Origin of the sequence: Streptomyces sp. MBT65 (assembly GCF_016612545.1) — a bacterium.
Taxonomy (GTDB): domain Bacteria; phylum Actinomycetota; class Actinomycetes; order Streptomycetales; family Streptomycetaceae; genus Streptomyces.
Genome location: NZ_JAENRY010000032.1, coordinates 16,849 through 39,005, shown reverse-complemented (window position 1 = coordinate 39,005; position 22,157 = coordinate 16,849). Strand labels below are relative to the sequence as shown.

Below are 22,157 nucleotides of genomic sequence, written 5' to 3'. Positions count from 1 at the left end.
GGTGATCGTCCACCAACGGCGGTCCGTATACGGATACTTGTGCGCATGCCACGTGTCCTGCTGATCGAAGACGACCGCGCGGTACGCGAAGGTGTCCAACTCGCGTTGCGCCGCCAGGGACATGAGGTCGCCGCCGCCGCGACCGGCGAGGACGGGCTCGGCCGGTTGCGGTCCCACGGGGCGGACGTGGTGGTCCTCGACCTGATGCTGCCCGGGGTGTCGGGGCTGGAGGTCTGCCGCCGGATCCGCGCCGACGACAACCAGATCCCGATCATCATGGCGACCGCGCGGGGCGACGACGTCGACATCGTGGTCGGCCTGGAAGCGGGAGCCGACGACTACGTTGTCAAACCCGTCCAGGCCAGGGTCCTCGAAGCGCGCATCCGCGCCCTGCTGCGGCGCGTGGGGGCATCCCCCGAAGGGGCCCTGCCGAAGGTCGAGACCCACGGCGAACTCACCGTCGACCGCACGGCGTTGACCGTCAGCAGCGAGGGCGTGCCGATCGCCCTCGCCCCCTCCGAACTGCGCCTCCTGCTGACCCTGTCCGCCTCCCCTGGCCAGGTCTTCAGCCGGCAGCAACTGCTCGAGTCGGTCTGGGAGCACAACTACCACGCGGACGCCCGCCTGGTGGACGCCTGCGTCAAGCGCCTGCGCACCAAGATGGGCGAACCCCCGGGACAGCCGCGGTACATCCACACCGTGCGGGGGTTCGGGTACCGGTTCAAGGACGCCCGATGAAAGCCCTGTTGAAGGCGGCCTCGCCGAAAACCCCGCCGAAAACCCCAGGGAGGACCCCGAAGAGGGTCGCCCGCTCGGCGACCCGGGTGCGGGGGCTGTCGCGGATGCGCGGCGTGCGGGTCCGGCTCGTGCTGGCCTTCGCTCTCGTGGCCGTCGGTGCCACCCTGTCCACCGGCGCGCTGACGTTCCGGGAGGCGCGTACGGGCGTGCTCCAGCAGAGTCAGGACGCGGTGATCCGGCAGTTCCGCGGCCATGTGAACTCCGTCGTGGCCGAGTACCGGGTGCCCCTGAGCGCCGGCCAACTGCGGTCGTTCGCCGCCGCCGTGGCCAGGTCGGAGCCCACCCAGGGCTGGCGGGTCCTGGCCACCTACCGCGGTCTGAGCGCCACCTCCACGCCCCAGGACCCGTTCACCGAGCTGACCCCCGGCATGCGGAAGGCCGTGGCCACCCACTCCTCCTCGGTCTTCCAGCGGGTGACGGCCCACGGCCGCCCGGCACTTGTCGTCGGACTGCCGGTCCCCTTCCAGGACCCACCGCGGGTCACGTCCCAACGGTCGGGCCTCGCCGTTTTCCTGACGGTCCCTCAGGCCGCCGAACAACGTTCCATCGACGCCCTCGTCGGCTCCGTCGAGCGGGCCTCGGTACCCGCCCTGGTCCTGGCCGTGCTGCTCGCCCTCCTCGCCGCCCGCGGTGTGCTGCGCCCGGTACGCGCGCTGCGCGACGCCACCCGCTCCATCGCCGAGGGGCACCTGGACACCCGGCTCACCGTCGACGGCTCCGACGAACTCGCCGATCTCTCCCACACGTTCAACGAGACCGCCGCCGCACTGGAGGAGTCGGTCGCCGAACTGCGCCGGATGGAGAACCGCGCCCGCCGTTTCGCCGCCGACGTCTCCCACGAACTGCGCACCCCGCTCGCCGCCATGTCGGCCGTCACCGACATCCTCGACGAGGACGCCGCCCACCTCGATCCGGACACCGCCACCGCCGTACGGCTGATCAGCCAGGAGACCGTCAAACTGGCCCACCTGGTCGACGACCTGATGGAGATGTCCCGCTTCGACGCGGGCGCGGCCACACTGCACCTGGACCGGATCGACCTCACCGAGTCCCTCCGCAACACCCTCGCCTCCCGCGGCTGGCTGCACACCGTGCAGGCCCGACTCCCGCCGCCCGGCACGCTCTACGGCCGTCTCGATCCCCGCCGCCTCGACGTCGTCGTCGCCAACCTCGTCGCCAACGCCCTGCGCCACGGCGAACCCCCCGTGCATCTGCGGCTGTTCGGGTACGAACGCCCGGGCGCCGGACCGTGGGCGGTCATCGAGGTGCTGGACAGCGGTCCCGGCATCCCCGCGGACGTGCTGCCCCTGATCTTCGACCGCTTCTACAAGACCGACACCGCCCGCACCAGAACCGAGGGCAGCGGCCTCGGCCTCGCCATCACCACCGAGAACGTCCGCCTCCACCACGGCACCGTGCACGCCGCGAACCATCCGGACGGGGGCGCCCTGTTCACCGTAGAACTGCCGCTTTCTCAGGACGAGTCGGCTGCCGGGTCTCCTGAACTCCCGGTGGAAGAGAGCCGGTTGCCATGACGTCCATGACATCTACGGCGGCTGCCCGCCGCCGGACCGCACGCCGTCGACTCCGGCTCGCCGCGCTGCTGCTCCCGGCCGGGCTGCTGTTGACCTCCTGCGGGGTGCCCGCGAGCGGAGTGGTGCCCGTGGGGGAGTCCGCCACCGGGATCGGGCGGGACACGATGGTCTACTTCGTGCGGGACGGTGGGCTGACGGCGTTGCCCGACGACGGCGGTCCGGACACCGATCTCAAGGCCGCGCTGGGATATCCGGAGCGACGTGCCGACGCGGTGCAGTCCGACGCGGTGCGGTCCGACGTGGAGCTGGCGGTGTGGCTGCTGGCCGGCGGGCCGGGGCAGGTCTATCGGGCCAAGGGGGTGACCAGCGAGTTCCCGTCGCTCCAGTGGGGGAGACCGGCCGTCCGTATCGCGGGCGGTGCGGTGACGGTCGAACTGCCCGCGTTCAAAAGCCCGTTGACCTCGCTCGCCACCCGCCAACTGCTCTGTACCGTGGCCGACGCCTTCCTCACCGTCAGCCCGGACATCGCACCCGCCGAGGTGACGGTGGCGGTGACGGGCCGTGCCGTGTGGCGCGCGGACGCCTTCGACAAGACCTGTACCTAGTTCAACACCTGTACCTGGTTCAAGATCTGTTCCTGGATCAGGATCTGTTCCTGGTTACAGAACCAAGACGAGACGCGCCAGGGCCGGTCTCGGGCCGCTGGTCACATGGTCGCCGTACGGACGTACCGGCGACACGAAGGAGAGAACGCTGTGGGTAGGCATGCGCTTCCGCGTGGCAGGAACGGGAAACTCGGCAAGAGCGGGCAGCGGGTGGCCGTGATCGCCGTTCCGGTGGTGGCCGCGATGGCGATGACCGCCACCTCCGCGTCGGCGACGAGCGCGCTGACGCCCGCCGACAAGGCGATGGCCGGCAAGCTCGACCAGCGCATCGGCACCGCCGAGCTGGGCAGCGATGTCGGCGGCGAGGTCCGGGACGTCGTCTCGGGGCAGAAGGTGTGGTCCACGAACCCCACGAACGCGCTGATGCCCGCGTCCACCAACAAGCTGGCCACCGCGGTCGCCGCGCTCACCGTGCTGGGCCCGGGCCACACCGTGCAGACCAAGGCCGTCTACCGTTCCGGCACCGTGTACCTGGTCGGCGGCGGCGACCAGCAGCTCAGCTCCGCCGACCTGAAGAGCCTCGCCACCGCCGCCGCCAAGTCCCTGAAGGCCAAGGGCCTGCACTCGGTACGGCTGATGCTCGACGACCACCTCTTCGCCGCCCCCAGCCTCGCCACCGGCTGGAACAGCGGCTACTACCCGGACACCGTCGCCCCGGTCCGCGCCCTGCGCATCGAGGGGAACAACACCTCGGACACCGCGCTCACCGCCGCCAAGTACTTCGCCCGGCAACTCACCGCCCAGGGCGTCACGGTGGGCGCACCCGCGCGCGCCAAGGCCCCGGCGGGCATCACGGTCGTAGCGACGCACACCTCCAAGCCGCTGTCGACGACGGTCGAGTACATGCTCAAGCACAGCGACAACGACATCGCCGAGGGCCTGCTCCGCCTCACCGCGCTAGGCCAGGGCCGGGCCGCCACCTTCGCGGGCGGCGCCGCCGCGGTGCACGCCGTCCTCGTCCAGTACGGCATCCCGCTCACCGGTGTGAAGGAGTACGACGGCAGCGGCCTCTCCCGCAGCGACCGGATGACCGCCGACGCGCTCTCCGCCATCGCCGCCCTCGCCGTCGACACCCACCACCAGGCCAAACTCTGGCCCATCCTGGCGGGCCTCCCGGTCGCCGGCGTCGACGGCACCCTCAGCACCTCCTACGGCCGCTTCACCAGCGCCCCCGCCTCCTGCGCCGTGGGAAAGGTCGACGCCAAGACCGGCACGCTGAGCGATGTCTCCGCGCTGGCCGGGGTCGCCAAGGGCGCGGACGGCCGCTGGAAGAGCTTCGCGTTCGTGGAGAACGGCACGGCACCGACGGCCTCCGTCACCCAGGGCCTGGACGGGCTCGCGGCGACGGTCGAGGGCTGCTGGTAGCACCGCGTCCGCGGAGCCCCCGTGGGAGTCGGCCGTGGTCGCCGTCTCCCACGTGCGGCACGATCCTGCCGCGCTTCTCCGGTGTGCTCACCACGTGGGGATGAAGCCCCCGTCGACGGTGATGTCGGCGCCGGTCACGTTCGCCGTCCGGTCGGCGGCCAGCAGCAGGACCACGTCGGCGATCTCGGCGGGCCGGGAGAAACGGCCGGTGACCGTGGTCCGCGCGGCGTTGTCGATGACGTCCTGGGGTTTCAGGCCGGTCGCCTCGGAGACCGTCGCGGCGACCCCGCCCTCCCCCAGCCACAGATCCGTCTCGACCGGCCCCGGGCTGACGGTGTTGACCCGGATCCCCTTCGGGCCGACCTCCTTGGACAGGGCCTTGGAGAAGCCCGCGAGGGCCGCCTTCGAGGCGCTGTAGTCGATGACCGCGGGGTCGGGGAGCGCCGCGTTGACCGAGCAGATGCTCACGATCGAGCCCCGCCCCCGGGCGAGCATCACCGGCAGGGCGCTGCGGGTCGTACGGACGGCCGCCATCAGGTTGAGGTTCAGGGTGGTCAGCCACTCCTCGTCGGTGACCGAGAGGAATCCTCCGGTGCGGGCCGGAGCCGTTCCCACGTTGTTGACGAGGATGTCGATCCGGTCGCCCGCCGCCTCGATGAGCCGCGCGGGTCCCGACGCCGCGCCCAGGTCGACCGGTACGACCCGCACGCTCCCCGTCGCGGCCAGTTCCTCCAGGCCGTCCGAGGAGTGCCGGGCCCCGGCATGGACCGTGACCCCCTCCGCGACCAGCGCCCGCACGACCGCCAGCCCGATCCCCCTGCTGGCACCGGTGACCACGGCCACCTGTCCGTTCAGCCCGAGATCCATCGTGAGCCCTCCTGTCGCTGCTGCACCGCACACCTGCCGGCCGGCGGGTGTGCCTGACGGCGTCGAGCACGATCGGGGCCACCGCGTGCGGCGGGCCGACCGTCTCGACATGAGCATGCGCCCACCACGCCGTGCACCGCTGGCCCACCGGCCGAACGGCCTTGCCGTACGCCTACCTGCTGAGCAGGTAGATACCGGCGGCGACCGTGCCACCGCCGCCGAGGATGTGTACGCATCCGAACATCCTGAAGTTCGACACGCCGGCCGGGGGACCGCCGTAGATGCGCGGCGGCCTGTTCCGCTTCCGCCGCGTGCTCATCGCCTTCGTGTAGAGGAGGGTCGCAAAGCCCTTGTAGTCGGTGACGACGGCGATCCCCGCGCACATCAGGGCGACCCCCACGACGATGAAGAGGACGGCACCGGCCGTACTGGGAGGGGCACTTGGCGGAGCCGAGGCGGCGAGATCGGCGACAGTCATCACGGCGACCATCGTGGGGCGGCGCGATGGAGCGGTCAACGGGAGGACCCGGGCCTGGGCCGACATCAGACGCGATCTTTACGCCCGCTCGGGCGTGGCGCGCTGTGCCGGTCGCGGGGCCGTCATGTCCAGCAGGAGCAGGGCGTCGTGGTCGGGGCTGCCGGGTTCGGCGGTGTAGACGCCGATGCGCTGGCCGGGGGTGCCTTCGATGTGCAGGGACTGGGAGGTGAGGGTGAGGGTGCCGACCTGGGGATGGTGGAAGGTCTTGTTCGCGGGTTTGCGTCCGGTGACCTCGTAGCGCTCCCAGAGTCCGGCGAAGTCGGGGCTCTTGAGGAGGAGTTCGCCGACGAGGTTGGTGAGGTCCGGGGCGTCGGGGGCGGTGCCGGCGATGGCGCGCAGGCGGGCGACGCAGGTGGTGATCTGCCATTCCCAGTCGTGGAAGAGCTCGCGGGCCGCCGGGTGCAGGAAGAAGTAGCGGGCGAGGTTGCGCTGCTTGGCCGGCCAGTCGTCCAGGCCCGCGTAGAGGGCGAGGCCGCCGGGGTTCCAGGCGAGCAGGTCCATGCTGCGGCTGATGACGTACGCCGGGTTGGGGCGCAGGGATTCCAGCAGCAGTTTGAGATGGGGGCGCACGGTGCGGCTGGGCGCGGGCGGCGGTTCGGGGGCGTAGCGGGCGGCCCGGGCGGCGAGTTCGCGCAGATGCTGGTGCTGCTGGTCGTCCATGTGCAGGGCGCGGGCGAGCGAGTCGAGGACGGCGGGGCTGGGGCGGGTCTCCTTGCCGCGTTCCAGGCGCACGTAGTAGTCGATGCTGATGCCGGCGAGGGTGGCCAGCTCCTCGCGGCGCAGCCCGGGGGTGCGGCGGATGCCGGTGCCGACGGTGAGGCCCACGTGGTCGGGGCGGGTCTGGGTGCGGCGGGCGCGCAGATAGCGGCCCAGCTCGGCGCCCTCGCTGTGCGCGCTCTCGGTTGCCATGTCCCCAGTCTCGCCCGCTCCCCAGGTGTCGCGCAGGGGAGAGGGGGGCCCTGTCGTTACCCCTGAAGAGCCCGCCCTGCCACACCGCCGTGATCCGGGCGAAGGTGAAGGGGAAGCACGCCGACACCCCGCCCCCGGGCACGGTCCGCCGCGCCCGGCGAGAGTGGGGGGATCCGGCGCCGCAACGAACCGGAGAGGGCGACATGCACTACATCAAACTGCGTGACCTGGAGGTTTCCCGGATCGGCCTCGGCGCGATGGGCATGTCCCACGGCTACACCGGCTCCGGCACCGACGACGCGGAGTCGATCAGGACCGTGCACCGGGCGCTGGAACTGGGCGTCACGCTCATCGACACGGCCGAGATCTACGGCCCCTACACCAACGAGGAGCTGATCGGCCGGGCGCTGAAGGGCCGTAGGGACCAGGTGGTGCTGGCGACGAAGTTCGGCCTGGTCTCGCACGCCGGTGCGGGCGCCTGGAACCAGGACTCCAGCGCCGCCAACATCCGTGCCGCCGTCGAGGGCTCCCTCCAGCGGCTGGGCACCGATCACATCGACCTGTACTACCAGCACCGCGTCGACCCGAACACGCCGATCGAGGAGACCGCCGGCGCGGTGGGCGAGCTGATCGCCGAGGGCAAGGTGCGGGCGTTCGGCCTCTCGGAGGCGGGCCCGGACACGATCCGGCGCGCGCACGCCGTCCAGCCGGTCAGCGCGGTGCAGTCGGAGTACTCCCTGTGGACGCGGGGCATCGAGGACCGGGTGCTGCCGGTGCTGCGGGAACTGAACATCGGCCTGGTGCCGTTCTCCCCGCTGGGCCGCGGCTTCCTGACGGGCGCCATCCGCTCCACCGACCAGTTCGACGACTCCGACTTCCGGCGCGACAACCCGCGCTTCACCGGCGAGAACTTCGGCCACAACCTCGCGCTCGCCGACGAGGTCAAGGCCCTGGCCACCGAGGTCGGCGTCACACCCGCCCAGATCGCACTGGCCTGGCTGCTCGCGCAGGGCGACGACATCGCCCCGATCCCCGGCACCAAGCGGGTCGGTCGCGTCGAGGAGAACACCGCCGCCGACGCCGTCACCCTCACCGCCGAGCAGCTCGCCAAGCTCAGCAGCCTGCCGCCCGCCGCGGGCGCCACCCACACCGAGGCCCAGACACGGATGCTCGAACGCTGACCGTCGGCCCCCGCCCGGCACCGGCACCGGTCCTCACCGTGGTGGCGGGGGAGAGGCGTCGGACGGCCGCGACGACGACGGCCGTCCCGGCCTCGTGCCGGGGCCTGTGGGGCGCGTCAGGCGGCGTGCTGGTAGGCGGGGTAGGTGAGATAGCCGGTGTCGCCGCCCTGGAAGTAGGTGTCCGGGTCGGCGGGCGTGAGCGGCAGGCCGGTGCGGAGGCGTTCCACCAGGTCGGGGTTGGCGAGGAAGGCGCGGCCGAAGCTGATCAGATCCGCGCCGAGGCCGAGCCAGTGGTCGGCGGCGGCCCGGTCGGCCTGCTTGGGGCCCATCGGGACCACCGGGTTGACGATCAGGTTGCCCGGCCATGCGCGGCGCAGTCCGACCAGCACCTCCTCCTCGGCGGTCGCCTCCAGGTGGACGTAGGCGAGGTCGAGGCGGGCGAGTTCGGCGAGCAGGGCCGCGTACAGTTCCGGCACTTCGGTCTCCTCGACGCCCCAGAAGGTGCCGCCGGGGGAGAGCCTGATCGCGGTGCGCTCGGCGCCCACCGCGTCGACCGTGGCGGCGACCGCCTCGACGGCGAAGCGGATGCGGTGGGCGATCGGGCCGCCGTAGGAGTCGGTGCGCACGTTGGCGTTGGACGACAGGAACTGTGAGATCAAGTAGCCGTTGGCGCCGTGGAGTTCGACGCCGTCGAAGCCGGCGTCGAGGGCGCGGCGGGCGGCTTCGGCGTAGGAGCGGGCGTGCTCGGGTATCTCGGCGAGGTCCAGGGCGCGCGGAACCGGCGCGGGCTGTGGTCCGGTCGGGGTGAACACCTCGCCCACGGCGGCGACGGCGGACGGCCCGACCGGCTGGAGGCCGGTGGTGTCGGGGTGCGAGACCCGGCCGCCGTGCATGATCTGGGCGAAGATCCGGCCGCCGTTGGTGTGCACGGCGTCGGTGACGGGCCGCCAGGAAGCCACCTGTTCGTCGGTGTACAGGCCCGGGGTGCCCGGGTTGGACTGCCCGACGAGACTGGGCTGGACGCCCTCGGTGACGATCAGCCCGGCGGTGGCCCGCTGGGCGTAGTAGGCCGCCATGGACGGGGTCGCGAGCCCGCCGGCCGCGGCGCGGACCCGGGTCATCGGGGCCATCACGACCCGGTTGGGCAGCTCCAGGGCGGCGAGGCGGTGGCGGTCGAACAGCGTGGTCATGCCGGAACTCCTCCGTACGGTGCGCATCGAAGGCCCGGGGAGAGCGGGCCCGACCGGTACGCTAAAACCTGACATCAATGTGAGATGCAAGTCCTGAACCCCCGTCACCGTCAGGAGAGTTGAGATGCGGATCGGCGAACTCGCGGCGCGCAGCGGAGTGAGTGTCCGTTCGCTGCGCTACTACGAGGAGCAGGGACTGCTCGTCAGCACCCGCAGCGGCGGCGGGCAACGGCACTTCACGCACGACGACATCGAACGCGTCGACTTCATCCAGCGCCTGTACGTGGCCGGGCTGTCCAGCCGCACCATCCTCGAACTGATGCCGTGCCGCTACGCGCCCAGCGACGAGAACTCCGCCTCCGCGCTGGACCGCATGGCCCAGGAACGCGACCGCCTCTCCGCCCACATCGAGGAACTCCTGAACACCCGCGACGCGCTCGACGGCCTGATCACCGCGGCCCGGGCCGACCGGGAGGGCCGCCGGACCGCCGCGTGAGCAGCCGGCACCGGGCGGACGGTGGGACTCCGACTCGGGTACCGGGCAGAGCGGTTCGGTGCTCCCGTGCGTCCAACGGTCGGCTCGCCGTCCCCGGCGACGGCCACCCCGACCTGGTAGAGCTACCTGTGACGCACGTGTGCGGAGATCGTCCCGGCCGGTCAGCCGGGCCCGTCGGGGCTCCGGGAGAAGGCCGTGTCGCCGGCCGTCGCCACGATCGCGTCTTTGACGAGCAGCACGCCCGGCGGGTAGCTCTGCACCTTGTCCCCGGGGTCGTCCAGCGCGGAGGTGCGCCAGACCTCCGCCCCGGTGCGGCTGTCCAGGGCCAGCAGACGGCCGAAGCGGTTGGAGAAGTAGACCCGCTTGTACGTCGCCGACACCGCGGGCGCGGACAGACTCTCCATGTCCGTCGTCCGCTGCCAGAGCCGCTTGCCGCTGTCCGCCGACACCGCGGTGACCGATCCGTCGGACCGGACGAAGTAGACGACGCCGTCCACCAGGGTGGCCGCGCCGGTCAGCGGACGCGCCAGCGGTGTCCGTCGGACCTGCCCGCTCTCCGGGGCCACCCGCAGCAGCGCGTTGTACGGCCGTTCGTACCCGGCCTCGTACACGTCCTTCGCGGTCTGGGGGGCGAGGAACAGGGGCTGCCCGCCGACGGCGCCGAGCGCCTCCGCCTTCCGGGGCAGCGTGGCCGTCCCGTCCAGGCTGTCGGGTCCGAGCCGCATCAGCTCGACCGGGGCCTGGCCGGGCTCGTCGCCCTGCGAGCACAGGGCGTAGGGGGCGCCTCCCAGTGCCGACGGAGTGCAGTACTCGTCCAGCGAGGGCGCCTGCCACAGTTCCTTGCCGGACGGCCCGTAGGCCACGAACGACGCGTGGTCGGGGGACAGGGTCAGCAGTCCGCCGTCGTACAGGACCACGTCCTCGGACTTGCTGATGTCGCGTTGCCACCGCCGCTGCCCGGTCGTGGCGTCGACGGCCACCACACGCCTGGTGTTGTCGTCCGGATCCTCGTACACATAGACCAGCCCGTCGCGCACGCCGATCGGCCGCACCCCCTGCGGGCGGGTGCCCGTCCGCCACCGGGTGCGGCCGGAGGCCGCGTCGATCCTGGCCGCTGTGAAACCCGTACCGCCGCAGAACAGGGCGCTTCCCTCCGCCACGCAGCCAAGGCTGTCGTAGTCGAGAGGGATGCCTTTCACGTCGTCGTGCAACGTCGTCTGCCACGGTCGCCAGCCGGCGGGCAACGACGCGGCCTGGGCGGTGGCCGTGGCCGTGGCCGTGTCGGCGGCGGTCGGGGTGGCGGTGTCCGCAGCGAACACGAAGACACCCACTCCGACGCACAGCCCCGTGACGGCCAGCACCGCACCGAGGGCGGTGAGCAGCGTCCGGGTTCGAGGTCGCCTGCCGGTGTCGATACCGGTGCCGGTGCCGGTCGCGGTGCCCGTGGGGGTGGCGACCGCGCTCAGGGAAGTGGGTCCGCGCAGGGGTTTCACGGACTGCCCGGTCCTCGGGGACCCGATGGCGTCGGATTCCGGCAGCGCCCGGAGCATGCGGTGGATGTCCGTGAGTTCCGGCCGTGCCGCCGGGTCCTTGTCCAGGCAGCGCTCGACGATGGCGAGGAGCGCTTCGGGCACGCCGTCGAGGTCCGGGGTCCCGAACACCACCTGATAGCCGGTTATGTACGGGCTGTCGGCGTCGAACGGTCCCGTGCCGACGGCCGCGAACACCAGCACCGACCCCAGCGAGAACACGTCCGAGGCCGGGGTGACGTCCCGGGGGGAGGAGACCTGCTCCGGTGACATGAAGGGCGGAGTGCCGATCATCCGCCCGGTCGTGGTGAGGCTCTGGTGGTCGGCAGCCCGCGATATGCCGAAGTCGATGACGCGCGGCCCGTCCTCGGTCATCAGGACGTTGCCCGGTTTGAGGTCCCGGTGCACCAGGCCCGCCCGCCGGATGTCGCGCAGCGCCTCGGTGAGCCCCAGCCCCAGCGCGCGCACCTCCCGCAGGCTCAACGGGCCGTCCTTCCGCACGACTTCGGCGAGGTTGAGCCCAGGCACGTAGAGCGTCGCCATCCACGGCTGGTCGGCGTCCGGGTCGGCGTCCACGACCGGCGCGGTGAAGGCGCCGCTCACTCTGCGCGCCGCCTCGATCTCCTGCCGGAAGCGCGTCCGGAACTCCTCCTCCTGCGCGTACGGCCCGCGTACGACCTTGACCGCGACCTGCCGTCCCGAGGGGGAGACGCCCAGATAGACGACCCCCATGCCGCCCGCCCCGAGCCGGCCGAGAAGGGTGTAACCGCCTATGGACTCCGGATCCCCGGTGTTCAGGGGCGTCATCGCCGATCATCCTTCCCGGGGCCTGTCTGTCTGACGGGGATCAGAGTAGGGCCTGGGCCGTCCTGCTGACCGACCGCCGGACATCGCCGAGCAGGTGGGCGGCCCGGCGATGGGCCGGGCAGCCGCCGCCTGGTCTCCGCGGAACCGCTCGGTGTCGTAGGGCATGAATCCGCCGGCCTGTTTCCGTGGTCCCGCGGAGGTGCGTCGGGGTCAGGACGATCGCGGTGGCTCGGTGTCCCCGACCGGGCGGCGGGACGAACCCCGTCGTAGGGGCACCTGGCGAACGGGCTGTCTCTGGCCGCCGAGTTCCAGATGGACCTGCCAGGCGCGGGCCTGTGCCCGATCGGCGTGGACGGGGTTCCAGAGACGCAGTGTGTCGGTGGCCGTGACCTCGTGCGTCCGACCCGGGATGTCACGCAACAGCCACCGGCCGCCGGGGCCGCGCACGGGCAGCCCGGTGAAGGTGCCGGCGGCGGTGTCCGCCTCCCAGACCAGGGCCTGGGAGAGCGGACCGGCGACGTCGTGGTCGAGCCAGCGGGTGCCGAGCTGTTCACCGGTCAGTACGGCGCCGGTGGCGAGGAGTTCGGCGAGCGCGCCACGCTCGCGATCGGCCTGCGCGGCGAAGCCCGGGAGCCGTAGCCGCAGAGCGGTCAGCTCCAGGACGTACCTCCCGTTCAAGTGACGCATTCCGTACGACGTCACCTCCTCTCCCCGGTCGGTGCGGATCTCCACGCCGACCGAGCCGTCCGGGCGTACGGCCAGGTGGGCGGTGTGGTGGCCGAGGGCCAACTCGCGGGCTCCTTCGGACAGGAACGCGTCGGCGATCGCGTCCAGGGCGGCGCGTGCCGCGGCGGCCGCCTCGGGCGGCAGCCCTGACAGTGCCCTGCGATGCCGTCCCAGCCCCGGCATGCCGGCCGCGGCACTCAGGGCGGTGACGGCCGCCCGCGCCGGGAGGATGTCCTGGTCCGGAAGCCCCGGAAGCCCCGGAAGCCGCCGGTCGAGGCCGCGGCCCAGCGCCTGCGGGGCCACCAGCCCGATGAGGGCCGGGTCCCCGCTGAGGCAGGCGGCCCAGGCGGCTCCGGCCGTGAGCTTCGCCTCGTCGAGGACGGGCGTCCGCTTGCCGAGTGCCGATTCGGTCGTGCGGCCGGAGTAACTCGTGTCCATACGCAGCAGGGCGCTCACGACCTCGGGGGCGATCGGGAGCAGCTCCAGCCGCTCACGGACCTGGCCGAGCCAGGACTGGGCCGGACGGAAACCGTCGATGGTGAGGAGTACGGCGAGCAGGTCCAGCACACCGGGTTCGAAGACCAGCGTGCCCAGTGCGGTCAATGCCCGGTTGCTGATGTCTCCCTGGTCGGGGAGGACCCGGGGCAGGCGCTCGAGGACCTCGCGGTCGTACGGCGAGCCCAGCAGGTCGGCGGCCTCCTCGACGGAGAGATGCCACCGACACCGCTCGGAGCGGGCCGAGTGGTGGTGGTTGCGGGCGCTCAGCAGGATGGAGCGCACCTGGGGCCGGTAGCGGGCCCGCTCGGACGGTTCCTGTTCCCCCACCGCGGCGAGCGGCAACCCCAGGGACCGGCACACCCGGCGGAACCCGTAGGGGATGTCATCGACCTCCACCAGGGCGAGAGCCAGCAGTTCCCCGGTCTCCTCCGGGGACCAGCCGCACGGGTGCCGCGTCAGCGCGGCCTCCATACAGATGTCCCCGGTGCCGTGCGGGTCGCTCAGCAGCGCCAGTCCCAGCCGTCGGCGGTCCTGCGTTTCGAGGGAGTCGACGAGACGGTGGCTGTGGCTCCACTGGGAGGGATCGGCCGGGACCAGGACGATGCCGCGCCGGATGTCCTCGTCCACCGTGGGATGCCACCCGAGGTCACGGTGGCGAGCACGGGCCGCGGCTTTTCGCAGGGTCTGGGGCAGAGGCGGCACCACGGCATCGTCCCGGGTCCGGTGAGGAAACGACCGGTCTCTCGCCCACCATGCCCACATGGCCCCCACCTCCGTCGGTGCCTTTCCCCGCCCGGTGCCGGAAGTATCCTCGCCGCCCGCCCGTCCTTGTTGCCAACTTCCTTGAGAAGCAAGCCGGTTGACGCGGCACGGAGGTCTCCGGGGGCAGATTCCGGAGCGGGCGACGAGATCGGAACCCAGTTCCTCGACGTCCGCGGCCGCACCGGCACAGGCGCCGCCCCGCTGTGCCCGGGATGACGACCTTGCCGGTGTACCGCGGTACCAGTGACCGGCGGTCATTGTGACCTCCGGGTCCACGGGTCGTGCCGTAGCCGCTCCTAGCCTCGGAAGCAGTGACCCGGCCGGATGCCGGGCCCGACGGAAGCGGGGAGCGACGCCGTGATCGAAGTTCGTGAACTGACCAAGCGCTACGGGGACAAGACGGCGGTGGACGGGCTGACTTTCACCGCGCCGCCGGGGCAGGTGACCGGGTTCCTGGGGCCGAACGGGGCCGGCAAGTCCACCACCATGCGGATGATCGTGGGTCTGGACGCGCCGACGAGTGGCACGGCCCTGGTCAACGGCAAGCCCTACGCCCAACACCGGGCGCCCTTGCAGGAGTTGGGGGTGCTGCTGGAGGCGAAGGCCGTGCATCCGGGCCGCTCCGCGTTCAACCACCTGATGGCGTTGGCGTACACCCATGGTGTGCCGCGGCGGCGGGTGGAGGAGGTCATCGATCTGGCCGGTCTGCACGCCGTGGCCCACAAGCGGGTCGGGGCGTTCTCGCTGGGGATGGGGCAGCGGCTGGGTATCGCCGCCGCGCTTCTCGGTGATCCGGCGGTCGTCGTGCTCGACGAGCCGGTCAACGGGCTCGACCCCGAAGGCGTGCGCTGGGTACGGGAGTTGCTGCGCGGGCTGGCCGCCGAGGGCCGCACGGTGATGCTGTCCTCGCACCTGATGAGCGAGATGGCGCAGACCGCCGACCGGCTGGTGGTCGTCGGGCGGGGGCGGCTGCTGGCCGAGACGACCGTCGACGCGCTGGTGGAGCGGAGTGAGGACAAGGGGGTGCGGGTGGCCACCGGCGAACCCGCGCGACTGCGCTCGTTGCTGGCCGGCCCCGGCGTCACCGTCACCTCGACGGGCGCCGAGCGGCTGGTCGTCTCCGGCCTGGACACCCGGCGGATCGGGGAAGTGGCCGCCGAGCACCAGGTGCCGCTGTACGAACTGGCCGCCGAATCGGTGTCGTTGGAGGAGGCGTTCATGCAACTCACCCAGGACGCCGTGGAGTACCAGAGCATCGACGCCGGGAGGGCCGCCTGATGAGCGCGAGCACCATCACAACCACCGCGCCTCGCACGGCGTATCGCGTCACCGGTCGGCGGGTCGTCCGCTCCGAGTGGTCCAAGTTCTGGTCGCTGCGCTCCAGTTGGATCACGCTGGGGGTGGCCGTGCTGTTCCTGGTGGCCATCGGGGCGATCGCCGCCGCCCTCTACAGTCCGGACGGCCCGCTGGGCGGCAAGGACGCGGACTCCGGCGCGGCGCTGACCCTGGCGCTGGCCGGCACCAACCTCGCGGCCCTGGCCGTCGGCGCGTTGGGTGTCCTGCTGTCGGCGGGGGAGTACAGCACGGGCATGGTCCGCTCGACGTTCGCCGCGGTGCCGGGCCGGCTGCCCGTGCTGTGGGCGAAGTGCGCGGTCTACGGCCCGATCGCCTTCGTCACGTCCACCGCGGGCGCCCTCGTCTCGTTCCTGCTGGGGAGCGCCGCCCTGCACGGAGAGAAGATCGCGCTGTCCCTCGGGGACGCCGGAGTCTTCCGGTGCCTGCTGGGCGCGGGCGTGTACCTGGGTCTGGTCGGTGTGTACGGCGTGACGGTCGGGCTGCTGGTGCGCAACAACGCCGGGGGCATCGCGATCCTGGCCGGTGTGGTCCTCGTCCTGCCCGGCCTGACCGGGCTGCTGCCCAGCTCCCTGGGGGACACCGTCAGCCGGTATCTGCCCAGCAACGCCGGCCAGTCGGTGATGACCCTGCACGAGTCGAGCGACTCCCTGGTCAGCCCCGGAGCGGGGGTGACGGCGCTGCTGGTGTGGGCCGTACTGCTGCTGGCCGGTGCCGCCTACCGGCTGCGCCGCAGTGACGTCTGAGGGGCCGTCCGCGAGGATGGAGCCGATGGACGACAGAACGAGGGACCGGTCGGCCCGGGCAGTGTCGACCGCGCTCTCGCCCGGGTCGGACGCTGTCTGGGCGCACCCCGTGATGCGGCTGCTGCTGCGGGTGCTGGGCCGGCTGCGGGCGGCCGACCGACGGCGGCCGTGGCTCCTCGACACCATCGTGGTGGTCCTCGTGGCCGCCGCCGCGCCGCCGGATCTGCTGGTGCACAGCCCGGGGCATCCGGTGTCGCGCCCGGTGGGGGCCGGGCTGCCGGTCGGTGTGGTGCTGGCCGTCGCGGCCGTGCTCGTCGTCCCGCTGTGGTGGCGGCGCCGTCATCCCGCCGCCGTCTTCGGTGCCTGCCTCGTGGTGTGCCCGGTGATGTGGTCGCTGGGTCTGGGGCCCGCGGCCGCCGCCGTGCTGCTGATCGCCCTGTTCGACCTGGCTCTGCACGCCTCGCCGCGAGCGATCTGCTGGGCGCTGCCGGTGGCCGTGGCGGGGTGGGTGCTGCTCGTGGTCACCGTGATCCCGACGGACAGTCCGGTGGCCTTCCTGGTCCTGTCCGTCGGTACCGGCGTCGGGGCCGTGGCCCTGGGCCTGACCGTCCGGATCAGCCGGCTGTACCTGTCCGCACTGCGGGACCGGGCGGCGCGGCTGGAGGTCGAGCGCGACCAGCGGGTCCGGCTGACGGCGGCGGCGGAGCGCTCGCGGATCGCCCGCGAGATGCACGACATCGTCGGCCACAACCTGTCGGTCATGGTCAACCTCGCCGACGGCGCCGCCGTGCTCACCACCCGCGACCCCGGCCGCACCGAGCAGGCACTCCACCTGATCGGCGACACCGGCCGGCAGGCGATGGACGAACTCCGGCGCGTGCTGGGGGTGTTGCGCGAGTCCCCGGAGCGGGAGGACGCCACACGGTCCCCGCAGCCGGGCGTCCGTGACCTGGACACCCTGCTCGACCGGGTCCGCGCGGCCGGTCTGCCGGTGGCCTACCGCACCGTCGGCCCGGTCGACGCCCTGGGCCGGGGCGTGCAGCTCACGGTTTTCCGCGTGGTGCAGGAAGCCCTGACCAACACCCTCAAACACGTCGGCCCCGGCGCCACGGCCGACGTCACGGTCACGGTCGAGGGCGAGCTGCTGCGCGTCCGGGTCACCGACACCGGTTCGCTGTCGCGGAGACCGTCCACGGCTTCCCGCGGGGACAGCGGACACGGCCTGGTGGGCATCCGCCAGCGGGCCGCGCTCTACGACGGCACCGCGACCATCGGACCACGCGACGACGGCCAGGGCTGGATCGTGGACGTCCTGCTGGATCCGTCCGCCCAGGCCACCTCCGGAGAGAGCACGCCATGACCACCATCCTGATCGCCGACGACCAGCCGCTGCCCCGCATGGGCTTCCGGATGCTGCTCGACGGCACCCCCGGCGTGAGCGTCGTCGGCGAGGCCGACAACGGCGCGCAGGCCGTGCGCATGGCGGCCGAGCTGAGCCCCGACGTGGTCCTGATGGACGTACGGATGCCCGGTCTCGACGGCATCGAGGCGACCCGCCGGATCGTGGCGGCGGGCGGCCGTACCCGCGTGCTGATCCTGACCACCTTCGACCTCGACGAGTACGCCTACGCCGGGCTGCGCGCCGGGGCCAGCGGCTTCCTGCTCAAGGACGTCAAACCGGCGGAACTCCTCGCCGGGATCCAGGCGGTCGCGACCGGCGACGCCGTCGTGTCGTCCCGGCTCACCCGCCGGCTGCTCGACGCCCACGCCCACGACGTCCTGGCGCCCGATGCCGGGCCTCGTGAGGACCCGCGGCTGGCGACGCTCACCGAACGCGAGCACGAGGTGCTCGTCGCCATCGGTACGGGCTGGACGAACACCGAGATCGCCGAACGCTTCGTGCTGACCGAGTCCACGGTGAAGAAGCACGTGGGCCGGGTGCTGGCCAAGCTCGGTGCCCGGGACCGTATCCAGGCGGTGATCATCGCCTACGACGCGGGACTGGTCACGCCCCGGCAGTGAGCGCCGCGCCCCTGGATGTCGTAGACATGACAGTGTGCCGCCGAGGTGATCCGGCGGCACACTGCCGTGCGTCAGGCTTCAGGTCTCAGAGGGTCTCGGAGGGTCTCAGCCGGTCGACGTCGAGGCGGTCCGCGTCTTGTACAGCTTCAGCGGTACCCGGCTGATGATCGAGTCGAGGGAGGAGTCGTTCCGCCCGTCGGCCCAGGTGACGTAGGCGTACTTGTCGGTCAGCGTGATGCCCGACCAGCGGTCACCGGGCGGGCCCGTCTCGCCGACCGGCTCGGTGACGTGGTTGACCTGCACCGGGTCGCTGAACGAGCGTCCGTGGTCGAAGGAGACGGCCGAGAACGCGTCGCCCGTGGTGGTCCGCCACATGACCCCCAGGTCACCGTTGGCGCCGAAGTCGATCGCCGGCCGCAACGCACCCGTCGCGGCGATCGTCGTCGGTCCGGTCCAGCTCTTGCCGGCGTCCGCGGTGACGTAGACGTCCAGCGTGTTGGAGTCCCGGGGCACCATGACGGCGAACCGGCCCCGGTGGGAGGTGTCGGCAGCCGCCCACGGGACCGGGTCGGCCGCCGCACCCAGAGCCGGAACCGGCACCAGGGATCCGGTGCCCGCCGCGACCGGGTTTCCCTGGCCGTCCTTGACGGTGGTGTTCGTCCACGACTTGCCGTCGTCACGGCTGACGTGGAAGTTCACCGGTTGGCCCGCTTCCTGGGACGCGGACACTAGGATCCCGCCGTACACGGCGATCTCCCGTCCCGGGTAGCCGCACACGAGCGGGATGCCCGGTGCCACCTCGATACAGGGCATCGGACCGGGGATCACCCGCGAGTCGCCGCTGAAGGTCCTGCCGCCGTCCGCGCTGACGGAGACGGCGCTCGGGTACTCCCAGGCCGCCCCGGCGACCGCGTAGACCTTGCCCGTCGCGGCGTCCACCCGCATCTTCGGGGCGCCGCCGAGGAGCAGCGGTGTGGACACCGGGTCGGTCCAAGTCCGGCCGCCGTCGGTCGACCTGGCGACCTGGTTGTGGTTCACGAGGTTCGCGGCCAGGCCTGAGCTGACCTGGTTGTTGTCCACGTACACGGTGCCCTTCGCGTCGAACTGCACGCTCGGTTCACCGCACTTGGGCGCGGCCGTGCCGAGCGGCCACGCCACCTGGGTCCAGGTGTCGCCCCTGTCGTCGGAGTAGGCGAGGAAGCAGCCGCCGTCGACCGGCTCCAGGCCCGGTGACGGCGGGAAGATCGTCGAGACGAAGACGAGGTTCTTGGGGTTTCTCGGGTTGACGGCGACCGTCGGCTGGCCCTCTTTGGTGGCCGGCATGTCGGTGACGTCGACTTCGTGAATGGCCGCGTCGCCCGCGCCGATCGGCGAGGCCACGGCGGAAGGTGTTCCGTATATCAGGAACAGTGCGGAGAATGCCGCCGCGCTTAATGTCGCGGAAGAACTTCTGAACAGCACCATGTGATCCTCGATTTCCACGTCCGGTAGAGCAGAATTCTTTTGTCCTCCGCGGCCGACTCGGCTGCGCCAGGCGGTAAACCGGCTGCTCTTCGCTTTGCTGTGATCCGGCCCGCTCAGGCTAGAGAGACTCGCTGCCGGGTCCGTGGGACCGCGGGAGACAATTGGCCCGATGGCGTGGTACCGCAGTACCAGTCCAGGTGGAGGGAATAGCCGTCGGCCTCAGTGACTGCTGCCGCTCGCCTGGGAGTTGTTCCGGAACGCCAGCACGGCCAGCACTCTGCGGTGGCCGCTGTCGCTCGGTGGCAGCCGCAGTTTGAGGAAGATGTTGCCGATGTGTTTGCTGACCGAACGTGCCGCGATGACAAGGGTCTTGGCGATCGTCACGTTGTCGTAGCCCTCGGCCATGAGCGCCAGCACCTCGCGTTCACGCGGCGTCAGCAGGTCCAGCGGCGAGTCCCGTCGGCGGGTCAGCAGTTCGCCCACCACCGCGGGATCGAGAGCGGTGCCGCCGGCCGCGACCCGCTCCAGCGCGTCGAGGAACTCGTCCACCCGGCCCACCCGGTCCTTGACCAGGTAGCCGACCCCTCTCGCGCCGTCGGCCAGCAGCTTTGCCGCGTACGACTCCTCGACGCACCGCGAGAGCACCAGCACCGGCAGTCCGGGGATCCGCTGCCGTGCTTCGAGTGCCGCACGCAGCCCCTCGTCGCGGAATTCCGGCGGCATCCGCAGGTCGAGTACCGCCACGTCCGGGCGGTGTTCGAGGAGCGCGGGCAGAATCTCGGGGCCGGTACCGACCACGCCCACGACGTCGTGCCCGGCCGAGCTGAGCAGCAGGACGATCCCCTGCCGGAGCAGGGCGTTGCCCTCGGCGATCACCACTCTCACGACGGCGCCTCCCCGGTTCCGGTCACCGGGGGCACGGGAGTTCCACCCCGATCGGGCGCGTCCGCGTCTCCCTGCCCCTCGTCCCGGACGACGACTCCCAACCGGGCGCCAAAGCAGTCGAGTTGGGCCGAAGGGTGCCCGGTTCCGCTGTGACCGGAGATCGGCGGACGGATGCCGCGCACGACGTGCCGCAGTGCCGACAGCGCTTCCCGGGCCCGCTCTCGCAGCACGGTCCTGCTCACGATTCCATCCCCTTCGGCGTCGGCGGCATCCACGGTCGGTGAGGCATCAGACCTTCGCCTCGGCGACCTCCGAGGTGTCCGCCGGGCCGTCGGTGACCGGCCCTTCCTGAGGGGCGACGGGCCGGTGTGGGATGAAGGCGGCGATGACGAAGGCGAGGAGGGCCGAGCCCGCGCCGATGGCCATCACCACCTTGAAGCCGTTCTCGGCGGGCAGCGGGTGGCCGCCGAAGTCGGTGGTCATCCGGGCGAGGACGACGCCGGCGATGGCACCGGCGAAGGAGGTGCCGATGGACCGCATCAGGGTGTTGAGGCTGTTGGCGGCGGCCGTCTCGGCGGCGGGTACGGCGTCCATGATGAGGGCGGGCATGGCGCCGTAGGCGAAGCCGATGCCGGCGCCGATGGTGCAGGCGATCAGGGTGATGTGCCAGACCTCGGACATCAGCACGAGGCTCAGGCCGTAGCCCGCGGCGACGATGACGGCACCGCACATCAGGGTGGTCTTCGGGCCCTTGGCCTTGGTGACGCGTGCCGACACGGCGGACATCGTCATCATCACCAGGCCCTGCGGGGCCAGCACCAGACCCACGGCCAGCATGGATCTGCCGAGGCCGTAGCCGGTCGCCTCGGGCAGCTGGAGCACCTGCGGCAGCACCAGGGACATCGCGAACATCGAGAAACCGATCGCCACCGAGGCGAGGTTGGTGACCAGCACCTGGCGGCGGGCGGTGGTCCGCAGATCCACCAGCGGTTGGCCGGTGCGCAGTTCGTAGTAGCCCCAGACCGGCAGTACGACGGTCGTGACGGCGAACAGGCCGAGCGTGGAGGCGCTCGTCCAGCCCCAGTCGCCGCCCTTGGAGACGGCCAGCAGCAGGCAGATCAGGCCGACCGCCATGCCGAAGGCGCCGATCAGGTCGAAGCGTCCGCCGGTGCGGACCTCCGACTCGGGTACGAGGACCAGGACGAGCGCCAGGGCGACGGCGCCGAGGGCGGCCGAGGTCCAGAACAGTACGTGCCAGTCGAAGTTGTCGGCGATGAAGGCGGACGAGGGCAGGCCGAGCGCGCCGCCGACGCCGAGGGACGCGCTCATCAGCGCGGTGGCGCCGGCCAGCCGCTCGGCGGGCAGCACGTCGCGCATGACGCTGATGCCGAGCGGGATGACACCGGCGGCCAGACCCTGCAGGGCTCGTCCGGCGATCATCGGGACCACGGAGTCGCTCAGCGCGCAGACGACCGAGCCGGCGATCAGCAGGACGATGCTGACCAGCAGCATGCGGCGTTTGCCGTACATGTCGCCGAGGCGGCCGATCACCGGGGTGGCGACGGCGGCGGCGAGCAGGGTGGCGGTGACCGCCCAGGCGGTGTTCGACGCGGAGGCGTGGAGGAGTCGGGGCAGCTCGGGGACGATCGGGATGACGAGCGTCTGCATCAGCGAGACGACGATTCCGGCGAAGGCCAGCACCGCCACCACCGTGTTCGACCTCACCGGGGCGGAGCGCCCGACGGCTGCGGGCCGGGCAGGAACGTCGGACATGGAACGGCCTCCACGGAAAGGAAGAAAAGGAGGGGGAGCAGGGGGAGA

At 71.9% G+C, this 22,157-nt stretch carries 19 protein-coding genes; 10 read left to right on the top strand and 9 right to left on the bottom strand.

Going from position 1 to position 22,157, the window contains the following annotated elements:
- Positions 1–45 precede the first annotated feature (45 nt).
- The 4 genes from JHN63_RS09995 to dacB all read left to right on the top strand — a co-directional run bounded on the left by JHN63_RS09995 (position 46) and on the right by dacB (position 4,363).
- A complete protein-coding gene (locus JHN63_RS09995; protein ID WP_200678930.1) occupies positions 46–738 on the top strand; it encodes a response regulator transcription factor in 693 nt (230 codons plus the stop codon).
- Positions 739–842: 104 nt separating this feature from the next.
- The gene (locus tag JHN63_RS09990; RefSeq protein ID WP_234476392.1) at positions 843–2,333 is read left to right on the top strand and encodes a cell wall metabolism sensor histidine kinase WalK; all 1,491 of its coding nucleotides are present in this window, start codon (positions 843–845) and stop codon (positions 2,331–2,333) included.
- Between the two features lie 5 nt (positions 2,334–2,338).
- Positions 2,339–2,938: a hypothetical protein gene (locus JHN63_RS09985; RefSeq protein WP_200678928.1), complete on the top strand. Its 600-nt coding sequence runs from the start codon at positions 2,339–2,341 to the stop codon at positions 2,936–2,938.
- Between the two features lie 150 nt (positions 2,939–3,088).
- Positions 3,089–4,363, top strand: a complete 1,275-nt coding sequence (gene dacB, locus JHN63_RS09980) for a D-alanyl-D-alanine carboxypeptidase/D-alanyl-D-alanine-endopeptidase (RefSeq protein WP_307781862.1) — start codon at positions 3,089–3,091, stop codon at positions 4,361–4,363.
- Between the two features lie 87 nt (positions 4,364–4,450).
- On the opposite strand, the gene JHN63_RS09975 is transcribed toward dacB, so the two are convergent.
- From JHN63_RS09975 to JHN63_RS09965, 3 genes are all read right to left on the bottom strand, one after another.
- Complete coding sequence (locus tag JHN63_RS09975; RefSeq protein ID WP_200678926.1) at positions 4,451–5,230, bottom strand: SDR family NAD(P)-dependent oxidoreductase; 780 nt, start codon at positions 5,228–5,230, stop codon at positions 4,451–4,453.
- Positions 5,231–5,402: 172 nt separating this feature from the next.
- A complete protein-coding gene (locus tag JHN63_RS09970; protein ID WP_200678925.1) occupies positions 5,403–5,708 on the bottom strand; it encodes a hypothetical protein in 306 nt (101 codons plus the stop codon).
- A 78-nt stretch (positions 5,709–5,786) separates the two neighbouring features.
- The gene (locus tag JHN63_RS09965) at positions 5,787–6,677 is read right to left on the bottom strand and encodes a helix-turn-helix transcriptional regulator (RefSeq protein WP_200678924.1); all 891 of its coding nucleotides are present in this window, start codon (positions 6,675–6,677) and stop codon (positions 5,787–5,789) included.
- Positions 6,678–6,880: 203 nt separating this feature from the next.
- Between JHN63_RS09965 and JHN63_RS09960 the strand changes: the two genes are divergently transcribed.
- The gene (locus JHN63_RS09960) at positions 6,881–7,858 is read left to right on the top strand and encodes an aldo/keto reductase (protein ID WP_200678922.1); all 978 of its coding nucleotides are present in this window, start codon (positions 6,881–6,883) and stop codon (positions 7,856–7,858) included.
- 116 nt (positions 7,859–7,974) lie between these two features.
- Here the strand turns inward: JHN63_RS09960 and JHN63_RS09955 are convergent, their stop codons facing one another.
- Positions 7,975–9,048, bottom strand: a complete 1,074-nt coding sequence (locus JHN63_RS09955) for an alkene reductase (protein WP_200678920.1) — start codon at positions 9,046–9,048, stop codon at positions 7,975–7,977.
- 124 nt (positions 9,049–9,172) lie between these two features.
- Between JHN63_RS09955 and JHN63_RS09950 the strand changes: the two genes are divergently transcribed.
- Positions 9,173–9,544: a MerR family transcriptional regulator gene (locus tag JHN63_RS09950; RefSeq protein ID WP_200678917.1), complete on the top strand. Its 372-nt coding sequence runs from the start codon at positions 9,173–9,175 to the stop codon at positions 9,542–9,544.
- Between the two features lie 161 nt (positions 9,545–9,705).
- Here the strand turns inward: JHN63_RS09950 and JHN63_RS09945 are convergent, their stop codons facing one another.
- Entirely contained in the window at positions 9,706–11,880 is a 2,175-nt protein-coding gene (locus JHN63_RS09945) for a PQQ-binding-like beta-propeller repeat protein (RefSeq protein WP_200678915.1), read from the bottom strand.
- A 210-nt stretch (positions 11,881–12,090) separates the two neighbouring features.
- Complete coding sequence (locus tag JHN63_RS54225; protein ID WP_200678913.1) at positions 12,091–13,731, bottom strand: DUF4132 domain-containing protein; 1,641 nt, start codon at positions 13,729–13,731, stop codon at positions 12,091–12,093.
- 492 nt (positions 13,732–14,223) lie between these two features.
- Between JHN63_RS54225 and JHN63_RS09935 the strand changes: the two genes are divergently transcribed.
- Genes JHN63_RS09935 through JHN63_RS09920 form a run of 4 tightly spaced genes read left to right on the top strand, consistent with a single transcriptional unit; the run spans position 14,224 to position 17,987 of the window.
- A complete protein-coding gene (locus tag JHN63_RS09935) occupies positions 14,224–15,144 on the top strand; it encodes an ABC transporter ATP-binding protein (RefSeq protein WP_200678912.1) in 921 nt (306 codons plus the stop codon).
- Complete coding sequence (locus tag JHN63_RS09930; RefSeq protein ID WP_200678910.1) at positions 15,144–15,965, top strand: ABC transporter permease; 822 nt, start codon at positions 15,144–15,146, stop codon at positions 15,963–15,965. Before JHN63_RS09935 ends, JHN63_RS09930 begins: the two co-directional genes overlap by 1 nt.
- 25 nt (positions 15,966–15,990) lie before the next feature.
- The gene (locus JHN63_RS09925) at positions 15,991–17,325 is read left to right on the top strand and encodes a sensor histidine kinase (RefSeq protein ID WP_234476380.1); all 1,335 of its coding nucleotides are present in this window, start codon (positions 15,991–15,993) and stop codon (positions 17,323–17,325) included.
- A complete protein-coding gene (locus tag JHN63_RS09920) occupies positions 17,322–17,987 on the top strand; it encodes a response regulator transcription factor (protein ID WP_200678908.1) in 666 nt (221 codons plus the stop codon). Before JHN63_RS09925 ends, JHN63_RS09920 begins: the two co-directional genes overlap by 4 nt.
- A 105-nt stretch (positions 17,988–18,092) precedes the next feature.
- Here the strand turns inward: JHN63_RS09920 and JHN63_RS09915 are convergent, their stop codons facing one another.
- From JHN63_RS09915 to JHN63_RS09905, 3 genes are all read right to left on the bottom strand, one after another.
- Positions 18,093–19,367 (bottom strand): sialidase family protein, encoded by a 1,275-nt coding sequence (locus JHN63_RS09915; protein ID WP_307781861.1) that lies wholly within the window; start codon positions 19,365–19,367, stop codon positions 18,093–18,095.
- 303 nt (positions 19,368–19,670) lie between these two features.
- Complete coding sequence (locus JHN63_RS09910) at positions 19,671–20,336, bottom strand: response regulator transcription factor (RefSeq protein WP_200678907.1); 666 nt, start codon at positions 20,334–20,336, stop codon at positions 19,671–19,673.
- Between the two features lie 288 nt (positions 20,337–20,624).
- Positions 20,625–22,109, bottom strand: coding sequence for an MFS transporter (locus tag JHN63_RS09905; protein ID WP_200678906.1), 1,485 nt, complete (start codon positions 22,107–22,109; stop codon positions 20,625–20,627).
- Positions 22,110–22,157 lie beyond the last annotated feature (48 nt).

Bases quoted from the DNA above. Each gene is read 5' to 3' on its own strand.
- JHN63_RS09925 (WP_234476380.1), top strand. From the start codon at position 15,991: ATGGACGACAGAACGAGGGACCGGTCGGCCCGGGCAGTGTCGACCGCG.
- JHN63_RS09945 (WP_200678915.1), bottom strand. From the start codon at position 11,880: ATGACGCCCCTGAACACCGGGGATCCGGAGTCCATAGGCGGTTACACC.
- JHN63_RS09985 (WP_200678928.1), top strand. From the start codon at position 2,339: ATGACATCTACGGCGGCTGCCCGCCGCCGGACCGCACGCCGTCGACTC.
- JHN63_RS09995 (WP_200678930.1), top strand. From the start codon at position 46: ATGCCACGTGTCCTGCTGATCGAAGACGACCGCGCGGTACGCGAAGGT.
- JHN63_RS09950 (WP_200678917.1), top strand. From the start codon at position 9,173: ATGCGGATCGGCGAACTCGCGGCGCGCAGCGGAGTGAGTGTCCGTTCG.
- JHN63_RS09955 (WP_200678920.1), bottom strand. From the start codon at position 9,048: ATGACCACGCTGTTCGACCGCCACCGCCTCGCCGCCCTGGAGCTGCCC.
- JHN63_RS09970 (WP_200678925.1), bottom strand. From the start codon at position 5,708: ATGACTGTCGCCGATCTCGCCGCCTCGGCTCCGCCAAGTGCCCCTCCC.
- JHN63_RS09990 (WP_234476392.1), top strand. From the start codon at position 843: ATGCGCGGCGTGCGGGTCCGGCTCGTGCTGGCCTTCGCTCTCGTGGCC.
- JHN63_RS09960 (WP_200678922.1), top strand. From the start codon at position 6,881: ATGCACTACATCAAACTGCGTGACCTGGAGGTTTCCCGGATCGGCCTC.
- JHN63_RS09975 (WP_200678926.1), bottom strand. From the start codon at position 5,230: ATGGATCTCGGGCTGAACGGACAGGTGGCCGTGGTCACCGGTGCCAGC.
- JHN63_RS09965 (WP_200678924.1), bottom strand. From the start codon at position 6,677: ATGGCAACCGAGAGCGCGCACAGCGAGGGCGCCGAGCTGGGCCGCTAT.
- JHN63_RS09930 (WP_200678910.1), top strand. From the start codon at position 15,144: ATGAGCGCGAGCACCATCACAACCACCGCGCCTCGCACGGCGTATCGC.
- JHN63_RS09920 (WP_200678908.1), top strand. From the start codon at position 17,322: ATGACCACCATCCTGATCGCCGACGACCAGCCGCTGCCCCGCATGGGC.
- JHN63_RS09905 (WP_200678906.1), bottom strand. From the start codon at position 22,109: ATGTCCGACGTTCCTGCCCGGCCCGCAGCCGTCGGGCGCTCCGCCCCG.